The following is a 22,426-nucleotide window of genomic DNA, read 5'->3' on the forward strand; positions in this document are numbered from 1 at the left end:
ATCCGTTAATATAGGTTAATTACGGGAAAAATATACACCATTAAAGAACTGGAAGATGATCAAGAAAATTCTGGCGGGCAAATCCCCTTACTTCATCCTCCGAATAGAATTTAAGCAGTTCATTGATCAGATTTTGATAGTCGGATGCATTTTCCAGATTGCTGATAAAGCTGCTGATGCCATCAAAATCCGAGCCAAATCCAATCTGTTTCACTCCACCCAATGAACAAATATGCTCAATATGCTTCATGAAATCGGATATGGAAGCCGTCTCGCTATCTTCATTAATAAAGGGAGGATTAAATACGACATGAATCAGACCATTTTTAGCCAACATGGCTTTTATTTGGTCATCATACAGATTCCGAGGATGCTCACATATTGCACGCGCATTGGAATGGCTTGCTATCGGATAATCCGAAAGCTCTATTATATCCCAGAAACCATTTACCGTAGAATGGGAAACATCGGTAAAAACTCCATGCTGATTATTCAGTTTCACTACCTCTTTACCGAGCAGCGTCAATCCGCCTCCACGGGGCTCTCCTGCCCCATCAGCACAAAGGTTGGCATTATTCCAAGTTAAGCCGATTGAAAGTACGCCGAGACGGTATAGCTGTCGCAGCTTCATCAGGTCATTCCCGAACGCATCCGCCCCCTCAAGCGTTAATACCGCTCCGATTTCGCCATCGGTCAGTCCATTCAGATCCTGCCAGCTTCGAATATGCTTCATTTCAGGATTCTTTCCGATAACCTCTGTATAAAATAAATCAATCTGTTCCAATGCATGCTGCCATTTCTCATCAGATGGCACATCCGGATCGATAAAAATAGCAAAAAACTGTGTCATGACATTCCCCTGCTTTAACCGTTCCAGATTTGTATCAAGAGCTTCCGCGTTCCTGAAATGCATTGGCAGCTTATACCCATACTGCCCTCTTTTAGCAAACTGCAATTTCATAAGTCCGTCACAATGTGTATCAATTATTTTCATTCTGACCGCTCCCCTTTTTCTATAGTTTACCATGCATGATAAAATTTTCCCATAAACCTCCTGCAGGCATTCAATATAAAGCAAAAAAAGCGAAGAGAACTTTTGTCACTCTTCGCCTTCTTCTTTACTTATTTAAATTCGCTTCACGTTGCCTCAGTTCGATCCGGCGAATCTTCCCGGATGATGTCTTCGGCAGTTCATCGATAAACTCAATCTTACGGGGATACTTATATGGTGCCGTAAGCTTTTTGGCATGGTTTTGCAGTTCTTTCACTAAGTCTGGATTGTTTGCTTCGGCGTTGCTCTGCAATACGATATATGCTTTTACAACATTGCCGCGAACGTCATCAGGAGATGCTACGACGGCGCATTCCTTTACAGCAGGGTGCTTTACTAATGCATCCTCCACTTCGAAAGGTCCAATCGTATATCCGGAGCTGACAATAATATCATCATTTCTCCCCTCAAACCAGAAATAACCTTCTTCATCCATTGAAGCCTGGTCACCGGTAACATAGAAGTCCCCTCTTTGCGACTTCTGTGTCCGCTCCGGATCCTTATAATAGGCTTTGAACAATGCAGGGGTATCCAGCGGAATCGCAATGTCGCCGACCTTTCCAGCCGGAACTGGATTGCAGTCCTCATCAATCAATTGTACATTGTTGCCTGGTGTTGGTTTTCCCATCGATCCTGGTTTTACCTTCATTCCTTTTAAGAATCCGAGCAGCAATGTATTTTCTGTTTGACCATAACCATCCCTAACCGTTACATCAAAGTATTTTTCAAATTGATCAATCACTTCACGGTTTAATGGCTCACCGGCAGATACAGCACTATGCAATTCCGGCAAATGATAGTCCGATAGATTATCCAGCTTCGCCATCAGACGATATTCGGTCGGCGTACAGCAGAAGACATTCACCTTATTATCCTGCAATAAGCTTAGATATTTTTTCGGATCGAATCTTCCATTATAGACAAATCCGGTAGCTCCTGAGCCAAGTACGGAAAGAAAAGGACTCCACACCCATTTCTGCCATCCGGGAGCGGCAGTCGCCCAAACTGCATCTCCCTCACGAATGCTTAACCAGTTTGCCGGTGCTGTCCTCATATGGGCATATCCCCAGCCATGTGTATGCATAACAGCCTTCGGATTCCCAGTCGTCCCGGAAGTATATGGCAAGAAGGCGATATCGTCCCGTTTTGTGGAGACGATATCAAGCTGATCGGATGCAGATTGCTTCAGTTTATCCAGCTGATTCCAGCCGTCGGTCATTCCGCCAACAGAGAATTTGACCAAGTCATCATACTCTTTAATCCCTTCGAACTGTTCGGTATAGTCACCGTAGCTAACAACTCCATTAACTTCCCCATGTGTGATACGATATTGCAAATCCTTTGTACGGAACATTTCTGAACAGGGGATGATGACGATTCCTGTTTTCAGAGCAGCCAGGTACACTTCGTAGGTTTCTATAAGGCGAGGCATCATGACGAGTAATTTGTCGCCGCGTTTCAGCCCCTTTTCTATAAATAAATTACCAATCTGATTAGCATTTTTTATGAGTCTTTCATATGTGACTTCTTTCCTGTTTCCGGATTCATCTTCCCAAATAACGGCATGTCTGTCCACATCTTTGGCATACTTTTCAATTTCCATGACTATATTGTATTCCTCTGGAGCGATTAAAGCCTCTCTATTCATTTGATTCATCCTCCCATTTAGTACCAGGTTCTATATTTAGATAATTATATCAGATATCAATAAATTGACAAACATCTTAGCTCGGTTAATTTTTTTATGTTATGATATATATATTAACAAGGAGGAATTTATGATGAAAAGAAATCAATTCCAAATCCAAGCAGATAAGAAGAACCTTCTTTTGACAGCCGAACAGCTTGTTTTCTACAAACAAAGCAAAGTTCTTGAAGCAACCGATAAGAACGGTAGCTACTACTATTTGATTTTTTATAAGAATGATTTTATCAATGGCATAAAAAGAAACCAGATTAAAATAAATTCCCACATCCACCATGCTTTTACAAAAGGAATCCACTTCGACGGCGATCATCCGATTGCCAGAAAACTGCTGCAGAATCAGAAAACTTTTCATCTCATTTCCATTAATCAGCTTTATAAAAGCATTCAAAAATCCTATTCCAAGTTAGAAACTGCTTTGCTCCTTTCCTACTTCGATTCATTTACCAAAACAGGATCCATCCAAAAATTATTTAAACGCACCTTTTACGAATACCGCAGAAACGGTCAAAACTTTATCGCTTACCAACTATTAAAGACCTATAGCAATACACATCACGAAACTAAATTTATCCATAATATGATGAATGACCTACAGCTTCAAAATTATAAAGCGTTATATCAAGACATAGAAAAAGTATACGAGAAAGATCCGATTTATTTTGAAGCTTCAGCCTCTGACCAATCCTATAAAGGTAAATATAGTGAACTCCTATATCAACTGTACCAAGAACAGAATCGCACCCTCGATGAACTTGCCATCAGAACAGTACGGCTTAATCGAAAGTTTTCCAAATCAAATTTTGACGCTATCCTCTCTATATTGAATGACTTCCAATTGGAAGATCAAATCCAATATTTACAGCAAATAAAGCAAAATACGGACGTCACTGAACATGTAATGAAGCTGCTTGTGGCATCAGAACGCGCCAATGATATCGCTAAATTTATAATGGCAACCGACTATATTCCCAGCGGAGATCAGATGGAACTGGTCACGAAAAGCTTTGAAGATGCGGATGCCAATGTCATATCTTCCTATTTTGATGAATCCGCTCAGAGACTATTGCAGCTATCCGAAAAAAATGCCGTTCTATTGGAGAAGCTTGTTACTCCATTTGTTTCCGCGTTCCTGCAGGATTATGAGCTCCGTAATATTCTAGAGTGGCTGAAGCCTTTCCGCACAGCCGGAGTCAGCCTTCCAATTGAAAGAAAACTATTGAAGATGAAAGCAATGACAGATGATCCCGATCAGCAATTCGCACTCGGGGAAATGTATGTTCAATTCGACCAGCTGGAAAAATCAATTGACTGCTTTAAGTGGGAAATGGAATTGCATCCGGAAGACCGCAATCCAGTAACCTATTTATCCAAGATTTATCAGCAGCTCGGGGACAAAGATGAAGCATCTGCATACCAGCAGCTGTTGATACAGATGAGCAGGTAACCTTGCATTGGAGCTCCCATTTAATCGGGAGCAGGTTTCACTATATGGGTATGATAAAAACCGTTTGCAGCTAGGTAAATTTACCAGCATACGAACGGCTTTTCTTTTCTTTTCCTATTCTATTACTTATCCCATTTCTGTTTTCAGCTGTTCTTGAGACAATACCTCATTCATACTTCCTGTACGATATCCCTTTAAGTCAAGTGATACATAATCAAAGCCAAGTTTGATCAGAAAAAGCTCTGTCATTTACCTGATTAACCTTCTCACGATCAATTTTAGTTCCATAAAGGAATCTCGATGCCAGGCCACTCCTCCAGAGAAGGCTATTAGCACACGTCCCATATCAGATAAAATTTCCCCGAGCTTTTCATTTTTCGCATTTAATTCCATGGATTTCTACTCACTTTTTTATGTCTATTTCACGAACAGCAAAACAACTTACTGACTTTTCAAATGATTACTTCTTATTATTAAGGGAACGGTCCAACTAAATAGCTGTCAATTATAAAACTGTTTTTTCCAAAAGGTTGACAAATCATGATAATCGTACATAATATAATTTATATTAATCCCATTAAATAACTAGGATTAAATCCAGGTATATAAACATACTTATCTATATTAACATTCAGGGAGGTGAATTCATTGTTTCTTAAGATGGATAATGTAGGAAAATACTTTCACAATGAAGAAAAACAAAGCACATTTGAAGTGTTTTCCGGTATTGATATTTCGGTTGAGGAGAATCAATTCGTATCGATACTCGGACCATCCGGCTGCGGGAAGTCAACTCTACTTTCAATGGTAGCGGGACTCGAGCCAGCTTCCGAGGGTGAGATGATACTTGAAGGGAAAGAAATAAAACAGCCCGGTCCGGACCGAGGCATGGTTTTCCAGCAGCCCGCCCTCTTTCCATGGCTCAATGTTCGCGATAATGTTACGTTTCCATTAAAGGGAAAAATGAGCAGGACCGAGGCAAACAAACAGGCTGATCACTATTTGAAAATGGTCCAGCTCAGCAGGTTTAAAGAAAATTATATTTACGAATTATCCGGCGGCATGCAGCAGCGTGTGGCAATTGCCCGTGCTCTGGCAATGGATCCGAAAATATTGCTGATGGATGAGCCATTTGGCGCTCTCGATGAGCAAACAAGATATATCATGCATGATGAATTGATGAAAATCTGGCAGGAAACAAAGAAAACCATTCTGTTTGTGACACACAGCATCCAGGAAGCTATCAAACTATCAGACCGGATTATCGTTATGGGAACACGGCCCGGACGTATCATTGCAGATATAACAGTAGATATAGCCAGACCTAGGAAACGCGGAATCCTGGAAGCAATCGAACTGGAAGAACGAATTATGGGACTGCTTGAAGGGGAAATAAATAAAGTCTTAAAGGAAGAGTTGACTAATGAAGTGGAATTTACTCGTTAAACGAACCATCTTTTTAATCGCAATGGTTGGAATATGGCAGCTGATTTATTCGTTAAATATTTTTGCAGCAATCATTTTTCCATCGCCGACTAAAGTATTCGGTGCTTTATATGAAGGATTTGCAAGTGGCGATTTCCTGATTGCCCTGGGTGCAAGCTTTAAGCATTTATTCAGCGGGCTTTTGCTAGCGATTCTGATTGGGACACTTATCGGAGTTATCCTTGGTAAATCCAGGCAGGCTGACGAAACAGCAGGCATGTATCTCATTGCCCTGCAAAGTATCCCGAGTATTGTATGGGTGCCTTTGGCAATCATGATTTTCGGTTTCTCAGAGATGGCTGTCGTATCTGTCATTGTACTCGGCGGTACATTCGTTATGGCATTGAATGTCAGAACAGCAATTCGGAATGTCCCCCCACAATTGGTGCGTGCCGCAAAAACGATGGGTACAAGAGGATTTGCGTTATTCTTCCGAGTGGAAGTGCCTGCAAGCATCCCATATTTCATGTCCGGACTTCGGCTTGCCTGGGCATTCAGCTGGCGCGCATTGATGGCAGGTGAATTGCTTAGCAACGGCCCCGGATTAGGATACACCTTAAGCTATGCTCAGGATTATGCCCGGATGGATCAGGTTATTGCAATCATTATTATTATTGGTGTCATTGGGGCAGTTGTCGATCATCTCGTATTCTCAAAACTAGAAAAAACCGTCATGAAAAGATGGGGCTATTAATGAGGTGCCTGTCACTTCCCGAATTTTGTCGAATTATATTCGTATTTCATAACTAGAAAGGATGTTAAAGACATGAGAAAAACAATCTTATTTATAGCTTTTGCTGCAATTGCCCTAGTGCTTGCAGCCTGTGGTGGAGCAAATGAAGGATCTAATTCAGACGGGGGTACCCCTGATGAAATCACAATCGGTTACTTCCCTAATATAAATCACGTTGCGGGAATGGTCGCTGAAGAAAAAGATTTATATTCGGAAAACTTCCCTGACGGAACAACCGTAAACTATCAATATTTCCCTGATGGATCATCATTCATGACCGCCCTTGCAGCAGGTGAGATCGAAGGAGGGCTTGTCGGACCAGGACCAGCCATGAACCATTTTACAAGTGGGTCTAAAGTTAATGTAGTTGCTGGCGGGTCAACTGGGGGAACCGTAATCATGGCCAATAGTGATTCCGATATTGAAACACCGGAAGATTTGGCCGGCAAGACATTCATCTCACCTAAAGTGGGATGTACACATGATGTCCAATTTGAAACATTGATGAGCGAAGAATACAATATGACTTCTGACCGTACTGGCGGGGAAATGAAACACGTAACCGGTGAACCAGCTACCTACCATAGCATGTTTGAATCCGGAAAAGTAGATGCAGCAACCGTTCCTGAACCATGGGCATCAGTCATTGAAGAAGAAGGAAGCGGGAAAGTGCTGATCGATTCACCTGATGTGGCCTACGGCGAGACACTGCCGGCAGCTGTTTTCGTAACATCGCAGGACCTTGTCGATACGAACCCGGAACTGGTTCAGAAAATTGTTGACGGCCATAAACAGGCAACTGAATTCATTGAAGAGAATCCAGAAGAGGCAAAAACGATTGCCAGTGAAAAAATTGAAGAAATCACCGGCCAGGCACTTTCTGCATCCGTCATCGACCGGGCCTGGGAACGTATAAATTTCACTTATGAAGTAGATAGCAGCGTTTTACAGGACTTTGCTGATTCTTCGTTTGAATTGGAATTTTTGAAAGAAAAACCAAATCTTGATGGATTGGTCAACTCCAGTTTTATTGAGAGTGAAGTAGCTGAGGCAAGTGTAAGCAAGTAAGATTGTACAGCCGGAACAATAGGTTTCTTTTAATCGAAAAATCCACGGAGCATGTTCAGATGTCTCGTGGATTTTTTGCTTTTCATAAAAGGAGCGCCACCAGTCAATTTCACGCCTAGAGCGTGTCTCTCTTTTAGTTTAGTTATGAAAACTGGTGTAAAGCATCCTATATTTGGTAATATATAGAACAAGGAGTGTGGTTGTCTTGGCAAATAAAAACAGACAGGAATTCAATGAGCAGGATTTCGAGAAAGCATACGACCAAGAAACAAGCAGAATTAATGCACAACTGGATGAAGAAATTTTATTTGCTATGATCGGCGACGTCAATACCGGTAAATCTTCAACAATTAATAAACTTATTGGCGATGAGGTTGCCATGGTAGGGGCAAAACCGGGTGAAACCACTGGGATTGACCGCTATATATATCGGGATAAAATCATTTTTGCAGATACACCTGGTCTGGATGATATTAATAATCGGAACTCCCAGGAAACCATGAAGTTTTATAAAAATGCAGACGTTATTTTATTTTTCCTGAATGCGGCCGGTACCGTTTTTTCAGAAGGGGAAAAGAAGTCATTTGAAATTATCTCGAAAGAAAATAAAAATATCCTGTTTGTATTAAACAAAATTGATGCAGCAGATGACATACAAAGTCTCGTCAATTATGTAAAACAAAATACAGAAAATAAATACAATGTCATTCCAATTTCGTCACGAACTGGCGAGAATATTGATAAACTGCGAAATGAGATTTTGGACATCCTAAAAAAAAGAATAAGGAAATCCAATTTGCCAGGCTCATGAAGGCAAAATCTTCTACAGCCAATAAGTGGATCATAGCAGCTTCCGGTTCAGCAACAGCAGTTGGGGCTGCGCCATTGCCAGGCTCGGACTTTATTCCGCTTACAGGGATTCAGGTTGGATTGATGGTCAAGCTGGCAGCATTATATGAAAAACCGCTTTCCAAAGAAAGGGCAAGGGAATTGACCATCGCGACGATCACTGGCAATATTGGTAAAACCTTGTTTCGTCAGGTTGTTAAATTCATTCCCGGAGCTGGATCCGTTGCCGGCGGAAGCATTGCAGGAGGAATGACATTAGCGCTCGGCTATGCCATCAAATACGCCTATGAAAATAACATTGAGCTTGATGCCAATTCATTAAAATCCCTGTACGACTACTTCAGAAAAAAAGACAAATAAGATAACAATCGAGGTGCCTGTCACTTCCCGAATTTTGTCGAATAATATTTGCTGCGGAGAACAGCAATTACTGCCGGTTTTCGGCAGCAAAAGAGCTTGGTTAAATTGTAACCGTACCTCCGTTGAAAAAAGTTAGATACTGAAAGGACATAACATATTTTATATGACCAATATGTTATGTCCTTTCTAATCCAATAATCATATTCTGATAGTTAAGTTGATTTTATTACAAACTTGTTCTTTTCCTCATCTTTTATAGACTTTGCAATTGATTCGCATTTTTTTATAGCCCATATGTAATGATTAGACGTGTTTGCTGCAAAATAGCTGTATAAGTTACTTGTCTTAGTCCATTTATAGTACTTTTTTGTCATGATTTCTTCATTGGTATGTGATTTAATTAGATTCATTACTCTTTCATGACTCAACTTCAACTTTTTTATAGCCTGATTCAATGTTACATCTTGATGGTTTTCCCAAATCTGCATATTAAGTAGCTTGATAGTTCTCCATTTAAAACCGGGTGCTGGCATAAAAGGAATATCTCCATCCATCCCCTCTCTATACCACCTTTCAAGCATCGCGTGCCACTCATACAGATGCATGAATACATCACGAAAATTCTTATCTCTTTCTTGAGTTTCAATAGAAATAGTCCTTTTTCTGTTGGGTACTGATTCAATTATTTCAAGTAAAGATTTAAAATTACTGTCGCTATGTAATAATAGATTTTCTTTTTCACTTTTCGCAATCATTAAAATTCCCCCTTTTCCTATATTTTATCATAGGAATGCACATCCTTTTAAAAGGCCTTTAGAAAATTCAAACTAAAGCTAAGTGTATAGGGGCTTTTCCTGTCCTTCAGCCTATGCAACCATATGTTTCTGCAGGATGTATACATATTAAACTATAAATAACGAATCTAGTCGTATAAGAAAAGAGGATATTAAGCTCATACATTGAGCTTAATATCCTCTTATTAGTTTAATCTATTTAATTGTTTCCCAAGCTCTTTTGTTTAACTGTCATCCTACTGCTCAAATGGCATTTCCGCTGCCTTGATATTCTTCCAGCAAAATAGAATATACGTTTAGTTTAAATCAACATGCTTTTGTTTAATCTTCATCGCTTTTCTTAAGGTACCCTACATATCAGGCGACTTGTTCATCCGATCTATAGGAAAACATTTCTTCTACATCATCTGGTCCGATTTTTCCGAGTAAAATTCTTTCAATTATAGGTGCCTGTCACTCCCCGAATTTTGTCGAATAGATTGCTGTTTTTGTCTGTTTGACTGGTATATCGATTATCCCGTGCCCTTTAACTCATATACTCCGTTTTGACATATCTTTCCCGTCATAGGAGAAGACTGTCTCTTTTCCTTCAATGGTCGTTTCCATATGGACCGTTCTTCCCCAGAGCTGATGGATATACGGAAGGACGTGCTCCAAATAGCGGATATCCAGTTCAATTCCCTCATAGCCATGAACAAGGTATAGTTCGCCATTACGAAGATAGTCACCGTTTTCAACGACAATATAGGGAAAACCGCCATTGACACGCATCGAGATTAGCTGATCTCTCACCTGTTCGTAATCCTTTTCTGTGATTCTGTAATCTCTACCTTTTTTTTCAAACAAGTACATGTCTTCCTGCTCCACTAATTCCTTTGTCAAATAATTACGAATGAACGAAATGTCTGACTCAATTTCGCGTACTTCGAAGATTTTCTCCCTGCCGGAATTTGGTTTATAGCCAAGCTGCTGCATCTCATCGGTAGGATTGTTATAGCGGTACTCGATATCTTCAAAAATCTTCAATCCCAAATAATAGGGATTGATGGTTGTTCGCGATGGCTGGACTACCCCTGCATTCAGCTTGGAAAATTCAATCGTATCATTCGTAGTAAGATCCATTTCTCTCAGGATCCGCTGATGCCAATACGAGGCCCAGCCTTCGTTCATGATTTTTGTTTCCAGCTGTGGCCAGAAATACAGCATCTCCCCACGCATCATGGTTAAAATGTCGCGCTGCCAATCTTCCAATTCGCGGCTATGCTCTTCAATAAATAATAGGATATCCTTCTCCGGACGCGGCGGCAGCTTCTTTGTTTTTCTTCTTGTAGTCGGCCTTTTTTCAGCCTGCAGTTCATCGATACCCCATAAATCAGCATACTCGCTTTTTTTAACCGGTTCAACCGCTTCTTCCTCATCTTCCGCTACCGGCAGCTTGGAGCGCACGATGGATGGGTCAATATGCTCCTGGATTGACAGTATGGCATCCAGAAAATTTTCTACTTCTTCTTTCCCATAGATCATCTCATAGTCAGCAATACGTTCAGCCGTAGCCGTCATACTTTCAACCATATCTCTCCTCGTATTCGAGAAACGAACATTATTTTTGAAAAAATCACAATGGGCCAGCACATGTGCGATTATGAGTTTGTTCTGAATCAGGCTGTTCGTATTAAGCAGGAATGCATAACAGGGATCGGAGTTGATGACAAGCTCATAAATTTGGCTCAGACCAAGGTCATATTGCAGCTTCATCTTATGAAATTGCTTTCCAAAACTCCAATGGGTAAATCTTGTAGGCATGCCATAGGCACCAAACGTATATATAATATCTGCTGGACAAATCTCGTAGCGCATCGGATAAAAATCAAGTCCAAACCCCGATGCAATTTCGGTAATCTCTTCAATAGCACGAGTCAGTTCTTTTGTATGTTCCAATTTTATCCCTCCTGAAGTGCTTTTTATAGTTTATGAATCGAACCTTAAATAATGTCCCACAAAAAATCGGTTCAGGTGTATGATGCAGAAAATGAGGGTAATCTAAAAGCAGGAGGGATTCATGTGGGACAACAATCTTTATCTATTGAAGAATTTAACGAAAAACTAAAATCCTGGACTGGAAAAAATATCAAAATCACAAAGAAAGAAATCAATGACCTTGATGAGACGGTAATGGCATTAACATCTGTTTCGTATACAAATAACACAAGAAGAATTGATGATTATGTACCAGAACATTCCTTAATGCTTAATGGTGAAGGTGAAATTGAAAATGAAGATGACGAGATGGAACCATTACCAGCTCCCATCTATGAAATACCACTAAATGATGAAGCAGAATACAGCTTCAATGGTACATCTTTTTCACTGAAGACGGATCGTGGAACATACTCCATTGAACAGGAATAATCGAAATCCCCTTGCACAAGCAGGGGATTTCATATTTATCCAATTAGAAATAGCCGTTCCCATAAGCTGCTTACCACAAGGCAATGTAATCGCTATACTGCGGCCGTATCCTTATGGAAAAAGCTCTTCATTGCATGATAGACGTCGCCTTTTTCCTTTAAAATATAATGGCGGAATTTAGGATCATCGATCTTTTTATAGGCATTCATCAATGTCGAATAACGATTGTATCCATTGACCTCACCATATCCGAACATGTTGGAGCAGTCCATGATTTCATTGACAAGCTCAATACATTTTGTATTGTCGGAAGTAATGTTCTCCCCGTCTGAAAAATGAAATGGATAAATATTATAGCGTGACGGACTGAATTTCTCATTAATCACTTCAAGTGCCTTCATATAAGCAGAGGAACAAATCGTTCCGCCACTTTCTCCTTTTGAAAAAAATGCTTCTTCTGTTACAACCTTTGCTTCTGTATGATGGGCAATAAATTCAAATTCGACTGTTTCATATTTCGTACGCAAAAACCGGTTCATCCAGAAGAAGAAGCTCCTTGCCATATATTTTTCAAATGTTCCCATTGAGGCGCTTGTATCCATCATGGCAATTACCACTGCTTTAGATTCCCGTTTGATAACTTCATTCCAAGTCTTGAACCGCAAATCATCATTATGGATTGGCGTGATAGCTGCGTTACCGTCTCTGGCATTTCTTTTTAATGCGGTCAAAATGGTTCGCTTCTTATCTACATTGCCCATTAGTCCTTTTTTGCGAACATCATTGAATTCAACTTTCTCGGTTGTTATTTCAGCCGGCTCTTTCCGCTTTAAATTAGGCAGCTCCAGCTCACGAAAAAGAGCATCTTCAATCTCTGCAATGGAAACCTCTGTTTCATAATAATCATTTCCAGGTTTATCTCCAGCCTTTTTGCCGCTTCCTGCTCCATTTTGCCCCTGTTTGGCGTTCGGATCGCGTGCAATAACATCGCCAATTTCTGAATCTCCATTTCCCTGACCTACATGTTTTGACTTTTCGTAATTATAACGGATCTTATACTCATCCAATGAACGTATTGGAATTTTAATGACATCACGTCCATTGGACATGATTATATTTTCTTCACTGATTAGATCAGGCAAATTATTTTTAATGGCATCTTTTACTTTATCAATGTGTCGTTGCTGATCCTGATAACCTTTCCGATGGAGAGACCAGTTTTCCTGGGAGACAACAAAGTTATGTTCCTGCTCTTCTTGCATTATACCCTCTCCTAATTGTTAGTTTCAGTTTTCAATCGTCAAGATAGACTTTCTTTATACTATGCAGCCTGATACAAGTTATTTCCAAAATTCTATATTTCATATGAAAAAAGGACTAACTTTAGTCGTTAGTCCTGCAATGAAGATAATCCTTAACGATTCAGCAGACTTCCTACATAGCGAAGCAATTCATTTGCTGAAACGGAATTATAGCCATGCTCATCTATTAGACGTGCAATCACTTCATTCACCTTTTTCAGCTGGGATTCGTCAGGTGTTTTAGATGATGTCGTTATTTTCACAACATCTTTTAAATCGGCAAATAATTTCTTTTGGATGGCCTCCCTTAAACGCTCATGTGAATTGTAGTCAAACCGCTTGCCCTTTCTGGCGTAAGCGGAAAGCCGGATAAGAATTTCCTCACGAAATGCTTTCTTAGCATTCTCTGAAATCCCAATCTGCTCCTCTATCGAACGCATCAGCTTTTCATCCGGATTCATCTCTTCGCCCGTGAGCGGGTCACGCAGCTTATTTTTATTGCAATAGGCCTCCACATTATCCAGATAGTTATCCATCAATGTTTTGGCAGACTCTTCATAGGAATATACAAACGCTTTCTGTACTTCCTTCTTGGCAATTTCATCATATTCTCTTCTGGCCACAGCAATATAATTCATATATTTTTCCAGATCATCCTTTGAAATCGATGGATGCTGATCAAGTCCATCCTTTAAGGATCGCAATACATCCAAGGCGTTTATGGATGGGACTTCCTTGCGAATGATGGTGGAAGAAATACGATTAATCACATATCGGGGATCAATCCCTTCCATTCCCTCATCCTGAAATTCCTTTCGCAGTTCTTCTGCATCAATCTGGTTAAACCCTTCCACACTCTCTCCATCATAAAGTCTCATCTTCTTCAAGAGGTCAATTCCCTGTTTCTTTGATTCTTTCAGTCTCGTCAGAATAGAAAATATTGCTGCTACTCGTAAAGCATGCGGCGCCATATGGACATTTGAAATATCACTTTCATTAATCATCTTTTCGTAGATTCTTTCTTCCTGGCTCACCCTGAGATTATAGGGGATGGGCATGACAATCATCCGGGAATGCAGTGCTTCATTTTTCTTATTTGCAATAAACGAGCGGTATTCCGATTCATTCGTATGAGCCACAATGAGCTCATCGGCAGATATCAAGGCAAATCTGCCAGCTTTAAAATTACCTTCCTGGGTAAGGGATAATAGATGCCACAGAAATTTTTCATCGCTTTTTAAAATTTCCTGGAATTCCATCATTCCGCGATTGGCCTTGTTGAGTTCCCCATCAAAACGGTAGGCACGCGGATCAGATTCCGATCCATATTCGGCAATGGTCGAAAAATCAATACTGCCTGTCAAATCGGCAATATCCTGTGATTTCGGATCAGATGGACTGAACGTACCGATTCCAACACGCTTATCCTCCGAGAAAAAAATCCTTTCCACCTGGACATCCTCAATACGTCCGCCATATTCCTTGTCAAGCTTCATCGTATTCAATGGGGACAGGCTGCCTTCGATACGGATTCCATATTCATCAAAGAAATCTTCACGCAAATGCTGCGGAATCAAATGCAGCGGATCTTCATGCATCGGACAGCCTTTGATGGCGTAGACTGCTCCCTCATCCGTACGTGAATAATGCTCGAGACCGCGTTTTAGCATACTGACAATTGTAGATTTACCGCCGCTGACAGGTCCCATCAAGAGTAAGATACGCTTCCGGACATCCAGCCTTTTGGCAGCGGGATGAAAGTACTCCTCCACCAAACGCTCAATAGCCGTTTCCAGCCCAAATATTCCCTGACCAAAGAACTCAAACATCTTCTTCCCGTCTCTTTCTGTTACACCAGCACTCTTGATCATATTATATACACGTGAATGTGCAGTTTGGGCAACTTCTGGGCGTTCTCTTAAGATTTCCAAATACTCTGCAAAGGTCCCTTCCCACATTAGACGCTTTTCTTCTTCCCTATAATTTCTCACCTTGTTTAATATACTCATGTATTACTCCCTCCATCTATGCAGCGGTTTATATATCCTATGCACGGACAAATGGATTCATGCCTTGTCTGAAAGGTTTGCCCTCCTTAGGATAAGGGAAACGGAAAATAGATATATTACCCGGGAAATATTTTATCGAATTCTGTCAAAATCAAGAGATACCCGGACTTATGGCTTACATTTTCCGGCCTTAATGTCCATATGGTATACTTCTAATAATCAAAACAGAAATTGGTGATCTAAATGCTAAAAAGCTACTATGGCATCATTGATATCGGTTCCAATACAATGCGGCTGGTGATCTACTCCCAAGAGAAATCCGGACGTCTTCATGAAGTGGAGAATGTTAAGGCTGTTGCACGTCTTCGAAACTTCCTTAATCACGATAACCTGCTCAATGAAGAAGGAATCGGCAAACTCCTCACAACCTTAAAAAGCTTCAAAAATGTAGTGGATACCTATGAATTGACTGCCTTTGCCTGCATTGCGACAGCGACCATTCGCCAATCCCATAATAAAGAGCTAATCAGAGAGATTATTCAACAGGAAATTGGCTGGGATATTCGTGTATTATCCGAAAGAGAAGAGGCATTTTACGGTTACCTTTCTGTCGTCAACTCCACTTCCATTACTGAGGGAGTTACGATTGATATTGGTGGCGGAAGTACAGAAATCACTTATTTCAAAGATCGAATTCTAAAGCACTATCACAGTTTTCCTTTTGGTGCTTTGACATTGAAAGAATTTTTCGCTGACAATCAATCTAAGGAAACAGCACTAACAGAACTTCAATATTTTCTTCAAGACCAGTTCAGCACCTTAGACTGGATTCAGGATATGAATGTGCCTCTAATCGGTATCGGGGGCAGTGCACGTAACCTGGCCCAGATCGACCAGACGCTGCAATCCTATCCACTCGCTGGGCTTCATCAATATCAAATGACTGATCGTGATATCGCTCACATTGTAGCTTTGCTAGCATCTTTGGAAAAAGTGGAATTGGAGAAAGTAGAAGGGCTCTCCAAAGACCGGGCCGATACAATCCTTCCTGCCTCTTGTGTATTCCTTACCCTCTATAAGGCAATCGAGGCAAATGGCTTTATCTTGAGCAGAAAAGGATTGCGTGATGGTGTTTTTTATGAATACTTATCTGAAAACACCAAATCAAATTTGTATCCGAACGTGCTGGAAGATAGTATTGTGGAGCTGATTTATGAATACAACCTGGATATTGATAAAATACATCATATACAGTATTTGACTGCAAAGCTTTTCAGAGGACTTCAGGACAATGGGATAGCAGATCTAACCCAAGATGACTGGGTCCTTTTGGAACGTGCTTGCTTTGTCTACAACCTCGGGGCGTATATTGATTCCGAATCAAGCCCACAGCATACCTTCTATCTGATCGCCAATCGGACCATCGACGGATTGATGCATGCTGACAGGCTGAAAACGGCCTTAATCGCTTCCTATAAAAATAAAACCTTGTTTAAACAGTTCATTGCTCCATTTAAACATTGGTTTCTAAAGAAAGAAAGGAATAAACTGAACCTGCTTGGAACACTGCTGAAATTCACTTACAGCCTTGATACCACCAACAGACAGGTAATTGAGGACTTTGATATGGATATTAATGAAGAAAGTCTTACGCTGAAACTATATTGCAGCAAGGATTATAAACCAGAGCAATACCAGGCTGAAAAGCAAAAGAAACATTTTGAAAAAGCACTTGGCAAAAGTATAGAGCTCCATTTCCTATAACCATTCCATTATTAGAAGTCGCAAGCGTCTCCACCCTTAACGGATTTCAAAACTTTTCAAAAACTTATCATTTTCCTGCTGGTAATTATTATATAATAATGATAGATAAGATTTATTTGAGGGTGATTATGGTGACAATTTCTCCTAATGCAATTGATTTGGATAATCCAATCTTTTATAACAATAGGGAACTCAGCTGGCTTGCCTTTAATAAAAGAGTTCTCGAAGAAGCGTTCGACAAAAACAATCCGCTACTGGAACGGTTTAAATTTGTGGCTATTTTTTCATCAAATCTTGATGAGTTCTTTATGGTGCGTGTCGCTGGGTTGAAAGACCAGGTGAAGGCTGGATTCAATAAACCGGAAAACAAAGCCGGCCTAACACCTAAACAGCAATTGGACCAAATAGCAAAAGAGAACCATGCAATTGTAGACAACCAATATTTAATTTATCGTGATCTTTTGACGGAATCGGAACTGGAACATATCTCTGTTATTGCAGCTGAGGATTTGACATCCGAACAGGAAATACGGCTTGAGAAATACTTTGACGAGCATATTTTTCCTGTATTAACACCAATGGCAATTGATGCTTATCATCCTTTTCCAATGCTCTCCAATAAATCGATCAATATGGCTGTTGTCCTTGAGGATGCGCTTGACAAGGAATTCACAACAACAAAAAATGCAATCGTCCAGGTACCGGCACTATTGGACCGTTTTGTAAAAGTTTCCGAAACAGGACAGTATATCTTAATAGAAGATATTATCTCCCATTACATCCATAAATTGTTCAAAGGCTATAACGTTCGTTCCGTTACAGAATTTCGCATTACGCGTAATGCCGATATGACGATTCACGAAGAGGGTGCGCGCGATCTTTTGAAGGAGATAGAAAAGGAGTTAAAAAAGCGCAAATGGGGAGCCGCTGTCCGTCTTGAAGTAAGGTCGGATAAATGCGATGACACCGTAGTGAGCTTTCTGCTTTATGTTCTTGAAATCCATCAAAAAGACATGTATATCGTGAAGGGTCCGCTCGACCTCACCTATCTATTTGGGTTCTATAAAGAGGTACAGCGGGAAAAGGAGCACCTTATCTATGAAACATTAATACCACAGCCGCCACAGGATATCGGGCAGGATGAGACTGTATTTGATGCTGCCGAAATACGGGATATTTTTCTGCATCATCCATACGAATCGTTTGAGCCTGTCGTTGATTTTATCGAAGATGCTGCAGATGATCCGGATGTTCTTGCCATTAAACAGACACTGTACCGCGTTAGTGGAAATTCCCCGATAATAAAGGGTCTGAAGCAGGCAGCCGAAAATGGGAAGCAGGTTACCGTACTCGTTGAATTAAAGGCAAGATTCGATGAAGAACAGAATGTACACTGGGCAAAGGAACTGGAAAAGGCAGGCTGCCATGTTATTTACGGAATGAATTCACTTAAAACCCACAGTAAGATTACATTGATCGTCCGTAAACGTGAAAAGAAGATAGAACGATTTGTCCATCTGGGCACCGGAAACTATAATGATTCCACCGCGAATCTATACACAGATATGGGGATTATTACGACTGATAAAGAATTTGGCATTGACGCAACCAACTTCTTTAACTATCTAAGCGGATTCACCGAAAAGCCGGAATTCAATCATATTTCCATGGCCCCTTTCGATATACAGGAGGATTTCATCCGCTATATAGAAGAAGAAATCCACTGGCATAGAGAAAACGGGAATGGAAGAATAATAGCTAAAATGAACTCCTTGACGGATAAGGAACTGATTAAGAAATTTTATGAAGCATCACAGGCCGGCATTAAAATCGATTTGATCGTTCGCGGCATATGCTGTCTGAAACCCGGCATTGATGGAGTAAGTGAAAATATCAGAATCAAAAGCATTGTTGGCCGTTTCCTGGAACATAGCAGAATCTTTTATTTTTACAGCAACGGAGAAGAGCGGGTGCTGCTGTCTTCTGCAGACATGATGACAAGAAACATGAAAAAAAGAGTGGAACTCCTCTTCCCAATCTATGATATAGCGGTCAAAAATCGAATCAAAGAAATATTGTCCCTTTCCTTAAAAGACAATGTCAAGGCAAGAGAACAGCACAGTGACGGCTCCTATCATTATGTGCAGCGAAAGCTGGATGAAAAGGAATTCGATAGCCAAATGATACTGTTTGAAAAAGCCTATCACGTCTTAGATGACGAAGAGTAGCCAACAGTACTTTTGAAAGAGCAAAAAAAAGAAATCGGCTTGCTGACCGATTTCTTTTTCTGTCTTAGTGATGGTGTCCAAGCCCTTTGGAAGGGTTGGTGATAACAAAGCCTTGATTATCAACAAAGAAATATTGAATCCAGATACCATCAAGAAACTCTTGGCGTGTATCGAGAAGGATATCTATATCTTTGTCTGTTTTTACGATCTCATCATGTTCCGTTGGTGTGTCAAAAGAAATTCCATAATGTGCGTGGTCTCCGTGCATGTGAGAGATATAGACACGCACCATTTTGCCTTCTGCTTCTTCAGTAGTCAGCATTTCCTTTAGAACTTTAGCTGCATTGCGATTAATTTTGCATTTCATCATTTAGAATCTCCAATCATTTGATATTTTTTATTATCCCATGAAATTGGAGAAAATCCAAAAATATGCTCATAAAGCAAAAATCACGAATGAATATTAGCACTGCTGAAATTTATTGCATATTATTTCTTCCAGGATTCATAATCCAGGTGTTTATATTTATCCAATAAACGAGTAGGCATTTGTAACGCATCCCTGCGAAAAGGAGGGGCAAGCTGTGTTCCATCCACATAAATGTTGAGCACAGCAGGTTTACGCTGAGCAAGGACCTCTTTTACTACACCTTCGATTTCATTTACATTTTCAATCGTATAGCCAAGAGCACCCATGGATTTAGCAACCTCAGCAAACTCAGGGGCTTCAATATCAGAACCAACGAAGCGATTATCATAGTAATCCACTTGATTTTTCTTCTCCGCAGCCCATGACTTATTATTGAAAACACATGCAATAACTGGAATGTTTTGCTCAACAGCTGTACTTACTTCATGCAAGCTCATTCCCCAAGCTCCGTCACCAATGATTGCCACAACAGGAGTATTTGGTTCTGCAAGCTGGGCACCAAGTGCTGCTGGATATGCAAACCCTGTATTTCCGAATGTTAATGCAGCAATATGCCTTCTCGATTGATTGAACTTCAAATAGGCATTGGCAGTTGATGACACATTTCCAATATCTGTTGAAATAATTGTATTTTCAGGTAGCGCCTTTGTTAATTCTAGTAGAGCTCTGCGGGGATTAATAGGATTGCCATCCACCATGGCAAGATCCACTAATTCCTGATCCCACTCCCGTTTAAGTCTGCTGACTTCTTCCAATCGTGTTTGATTCCTTTCAGGATCCGGTTGTACCTTTGTTAATTGCTTATAGATTTCATCACTTGTTAATTTGGCATCACCTATAATTCCCACTGCCACTGGATGTGTACGTGCTATATTTCTAGGATTAATATCAATTTGGATTATCTTGGCTGTCTTTGGAAAATAATCAATATCATAACATGGTAAAGTACCAAAGACTGATAATCTTGTTCCAATCGCCAAGACGACATCAGCATCCCGCAATGAATACATGGCCGCCTTTGACCCCATATATCCAATTGGTCCAACAGCAAGTGGATGGTCTGCGGGGAACGCATCATTATGCATATAGGAAACAGCTGCCGGTGCTGTCAAATGTTCTGCAATTTTACTAACTACATTAACGCCATCACTATCTACTGTACCACGTCCTGAGATGATTACTGGATTCGCAGCTTCTTTTAGCAGTTCAACAGCTTTTTCAATAGAAGCTGGATCTCCACTGCCTCTTGAGTCGATGCGATATTGATGGGGTTCTAGTATATAGTCCTCTAATTCGCCATAAAATAGATCCCTAGGAATATCATATAATACAGGCCCTCTCTCAGCATAGGCTATTCGAAATGCCGTTCTTAAACATTCAGCAACACGTGTTTTATGAGTAACGCGTACCGTTTCTTTCGTTATATCTTCAAATATGGAAACTTGATTGGCCTCTTGGAACCCATCCCATCCAATAGTCGGCGTACCCGCAGAAGGTGAGATAACAACCATTGGCGTATGTGCCTGATTGGCTGCTGCAACTGATGTGACCATATTTGTAATTCCTGGTCCATTTTGTCCGATTACAACCCCTGCTATCCCTGAAACACGTGTATACGCATCAGCCATATGGGCAGCACTTTGCTCATGTCTTACAGGCAGAAAGCGAATTCCAGCGGTTGGAAATAAATCCAGCATATCCATGAAGGCTGAACCGACAATACCATACACTTCTTTAACATTTTCTGCCGCTAATGTTTCTACGATTGCTTCACTCGGTGTCATTTTCATCTTCTGATTAATATGATTTTTTACCTCTGTTTGCTGTTTTGCCATTATAATTCCTCCTAAAAGTTATTTATAAAGCTGTATTTCTAAATCATGAATAAAAGCTTCAGCAGTTGCTTTCATTACCTGTTCCTTTCGGTAAACCATATAGAAATTCCTGGTAAATGAGAGATCCATAATCTTGTAATAACTTAACAACCCTAATTGTCTTTCCTTCTTGATAGCATATTCAGATATAAGAGAGACACCAAGTCCCGATTCCACCGCAGATTTAATTGCTTCTGTGCTATCCAGTTCCATGATTATATTTAGTTCTTCCATCGAAATCCCTGCTTGCTGCAGATGGATACTGACAACTTCCCTAGTGCCAGATCCTTTTTCCCGTAAAATAAATGGAAGCTTTTTTAATTGTTTTAAGGAAACCGCATCTCCATATTCAGTGAAATGATCTGGTGCTGTAATTAGAAAAAGTTCATCTTCCAATAAAGGTTGCATGATGACACTATCATCACTGATTGGTACTTCAATCAGTCCAACATCAAATATATGATCTTTTAAGCCATCGATAATATTAGAAGAGTTGGTGATTTTAACTCTAATTTGAATTAATGGATACATATCTATAAATCTTTTCAGGTACCGAGGAAGAATATATTCCCCGATTGTCAGACTACAACCAATACTTAGATCTCCGTGTATAGTTTCTTCAATTTCAACTATTTTCTTTTGAGCAGATTCACTAAGACGTACGATCTCCTTTGCATAAGTCAGCAAGATTTCCGCTGACTGAGTTAATTCGATACGTTTTGTAGTCCGTTCAAATAATTTTGTTTGAAGTTCTTCTTCTAATAATTTAATTTGTCCTGTGATAGTCGGTTGTGTAACATGAAGAATTTTTGCTGCATCAGAGAAGCTCTTCTTCTCAGTTACCGTGATGAATGTTTTTAACCTTTCATAATTCATTTACAATACCTGCCTATCATTCTTTTTTCATCAAGCTGCATCG

At 40.3% G+C, this 22,426-nt stretch carries 17 protein-coding genes and 1 pseudogene; 8 read left to right on the forward strand and 10 right to left on the reverse strand.

Annotation, left to right across the window (positions count from 1 at the left end; all coding sequences use genetic code 11):
- Positions 1–40: 40 nt before the first annotated feature.
- Positions 41–994: a dipeptidase gene (locus OMHG_RS02015; RefSeq protein WP_010647883.1), complete on the reverse strand. Its 954-nt coding sequence runs from the start codon at positions 992–994 to the stop codon at positions 41–43.
- 124 nt (positions 995–1,118) lie between these two features.
- A complete protein-coding gene (gene mbcS, locus OMHG_RS02020) occupies positions 1,119–2,699 on the reverse strand; it encodes an acyl-CoA synthetase MbcS (protein WP_010647886.1) in 1,581 nt (526 codons plus the stop codon).
- A gap of 133 nt (positions 2,700–2,832) precedes the next feature.
- On the opposite strand from mbcS, the gene OMHG_RS02025 reads away from it, so the two are divergent.
- On the forward strand, positions 2,833–4,203 hold the full coding sequence (locus OMHG_RS02025) for a tetratricopeptide repeat protein (RefSeq protein ID WP_010647887.1): 1,371 nt from the start codon (positions 2,833–2,835) through the stop codon (positions 4,201–4,203).
- A 126-nt stretch (positions 4,204–4,329) separates the two neighbouring features.
- On the opposite strand, the gene OMHG_RS18175 is transcribed toward OMHG_RS02025, so the two are convergent.
- Positions 4,330–4,452 (reverse strand): hypothetical protein, encoded by a 123-nt coding sequence (locus OMHG_RS18175; protein ID WP_010647889.1) that lies wholly within the window; start codon positions 4,450–4,452, stop codon positions 4,330–4,332.
- A gap of 399 nt (positions 4,453–4,851) precedes the next feature.
- Here OMHG_RS18175 and OMHG_RS02030 point away from each other — a divergent pair, with 399 nt between their 5' ends.
- The 4 genes and pseudogenes from OMHG_RS02030 to OMHG_RS02045 all read left to right on the forward strand — a co-directional run bounded on the left by OMHG_RS02030 (position 4,852) and on the right by OMHG_RS02045 (position 8,698).
- Positions 4,852–5,649 carry an ABC transporter ATP-binding protein gene (locus tag OMHG_RS02030; RefSeq protein WP_010647893.1) on the forward strand — a complete coding sequence of 266 codons (798 nt, stop codon included), beginning with the start codon at positions 4,852–4,854 and terminating at the stop codon, positions 5,647–5,649.
- Positions 5,627–6,382: an ABC transporter permease gene (locus OMHG_RS02035; protein WP_010647896.1), complete on the forward strand. Its 756-nt coding sequence runs from the start codon at positions 5,627–5,629 to the stop codon at positions 6,380–6,382. Before OMHG_RS02030 ends, OMHG_RS02035 begins: the two co-directional genes overlap by 23 nt.
- A 72-nt stretch (positions 6,383–6,454) precedes the next feature.
- Positions 6,455–7,489 (forward strand): ABC transporter substrate-binding protein, encoded by a 1,035-nt coding sequence (locus tag OMHG_RS02040; protein ID WP_010647897.1) that lies wholly within the window; start codon positions 6,455–6,457, stop codon positions 7,487–7,489.
- 205 nt (positions 7,490–7,694) lie between these two features.
- Positions 7,695–8,698, forward strand: a pseudogene (locus OMHG_RS02045) (GTPase).
- Between the two features lie 212 nt (positions 8,699–8,910).
- Here OMHG_RS02045 and OMHG_RS02050 read toward each other — a convergent pair.
- A complete protein-coding gene (locus OMHG_RS02050; protein ID WP_010647899.1) occupies positions 8,911–9,453 on the reverse strand; it encodes a ClbS/DfsB family four-helix bundle protein in 543 nt (180 codons plus the stop codon).
- Between the two features lie 570 nt (positions 9,454–10,023).
- Positions 10,024–11,430 carry a SpoVR family protein gene (locus OMHG_RS02055; protein ID WP_044476680.1) on the reverse strand — a complete coding sequence of 469 codons (1,407 nt, stop codon included), beginning with the start codon at positions 11,428–11,430 and terminating at the stop codon, positions 10,024–10,026.
- Between the two features lie 123 nt (positions 11,431–11,553).
- Here OMHG_RS02055 and ymzB point away from each other — a divergent pair, with 123 nt between their 5' ends.
- Positions 11,554–11,901: a protein YmzB gene (gene ymzB / locus OMHG_RS02060; protein WP_010647902.1), complete on the forward strand. Its 348-nt coding sequence runs from the start codon at positions 11,554–11,556 to the stop codon at positions 11,899–11,901.
- A 92-nt stretch (positions 11,902–11,993) separates the two neighbouring features.
- Here ymzB and yhbH read toward each other — a convergent pair whose 3' ends face one another.
- On the reverse strand, positions 11,994–13,163 hold the full coding sequence (gene yhbH / locus OMHG_RS02065; RefSeq protein ID WP_010647905.1) for a sporulation protein YhbH: 1,170 nt from the start codon (positions 13,161–13,163) through the stop codon (positions 11,994–11,996).
- 152 nt (positions 13,164–13,315) lie between these two features.
- Positions 13,316–15,211 carry a PrkA family serine protein kinase gene (locus OMHG_RS02070; RefSeq protein WP_010647906.1) on the reverse strand — a complete coding sequence of 632 codons (1,896 nt, stop codon included), beginning with the start codon at positions 15,209–15,211 and terminating at the stop codon, positions 13,316–13,318.
- Positions 15,212–15,454: 243 nt separating this feature from the next.
- Between OMHG_RS02070 and OMHG_RS02075 the strand changes: the two genes are divergently transcribed.
- Together OMHG_RS02075 and OMHG_RS02080 are read left to right on the forward strand one after the other, a co-directional pair.
- The gene (locus OMHG_RS02075) at positions 15,455–16,975 is read left to right on the forward strand and encodes a Ppx/GppA family phosphatase (protein WP_010647908.1); all 1,521 of its coding nucleotides are present in this window, start codon (positions 15,455–15,457) and stop codon (positions 16,973–16,975) included.
- Between the two features lie 128 nt (positions 16,976–17,103).
- Positions 17,104–19,203: an RNA degradosome polyphosphate kinase gene (locus tag OMHG_RS02080; RefSeq protein WP_010647910.1), complete on the forward strand. Its 2,100-nt coding sequence runs from the start codon at positions 17,104–17,106 to the stop codon at positions 19,201–19,203.
- A gap of 64 nt (positions 19,204–19,267) precedes the next feature.
- Here OMHG_RS02080 and OMHG_RS02085 read toward each other — a convergent pair whose 3' ends face one another.
- From OMHG_RS02085 to OMHG_RS02095, 3 genes are all read right to left on the reverse strand, one after another.
- The gene (locus OMHG_RS02085) at positions 19,268–19,570 is read right to left on the reverse strand and encodes a heme biosynthesis protein HemY (protein WP_010647912.1); all 303 of its coding nucleotides are present in this window, start codon (positions 19,568–19,570) and stop codon (positions 19,268–19,270) included.
- A gap of 122 nt (positions 19,571–19,692) precedes the next feature.
- Positions 19,693–21,468 (reverse strand): sulfoacetaldehyde acetyltransferase, encoded by a 1,776-nt coding sequence (gene xsc, locus OMHG_RS02090; protein WP_010647913.1) that lies wholly within the window; start codon positions 21,466–21,468, stop codon positions 19,693–19,695.
- A gap of 18 nt (positions 21,469–21,486) precedes the next feature.
- A complete protein-coding gene (locus tag OMHG_RS02095) occupies positions 21,487–22,383 on the reverse strand; it encodes a selenium metabolism-associated LysR family transcriptional regulator (RefSeq protein ID WP_010647914.1) in 897 nt (298 codons plus the stop codon).
- Positions 22,384–22,426: the final 43 nt, after the last annotated feature.

The organism is Oceanobacillus massiliensis str. N'diop (genome assembly GCF_000285495.1).
Lineage (GTDB): Bacteria > Bacillota > Bacilli > Bacillales > Amphibacillaceae > Oceanobacillus > Oceanobacillus massiliensis.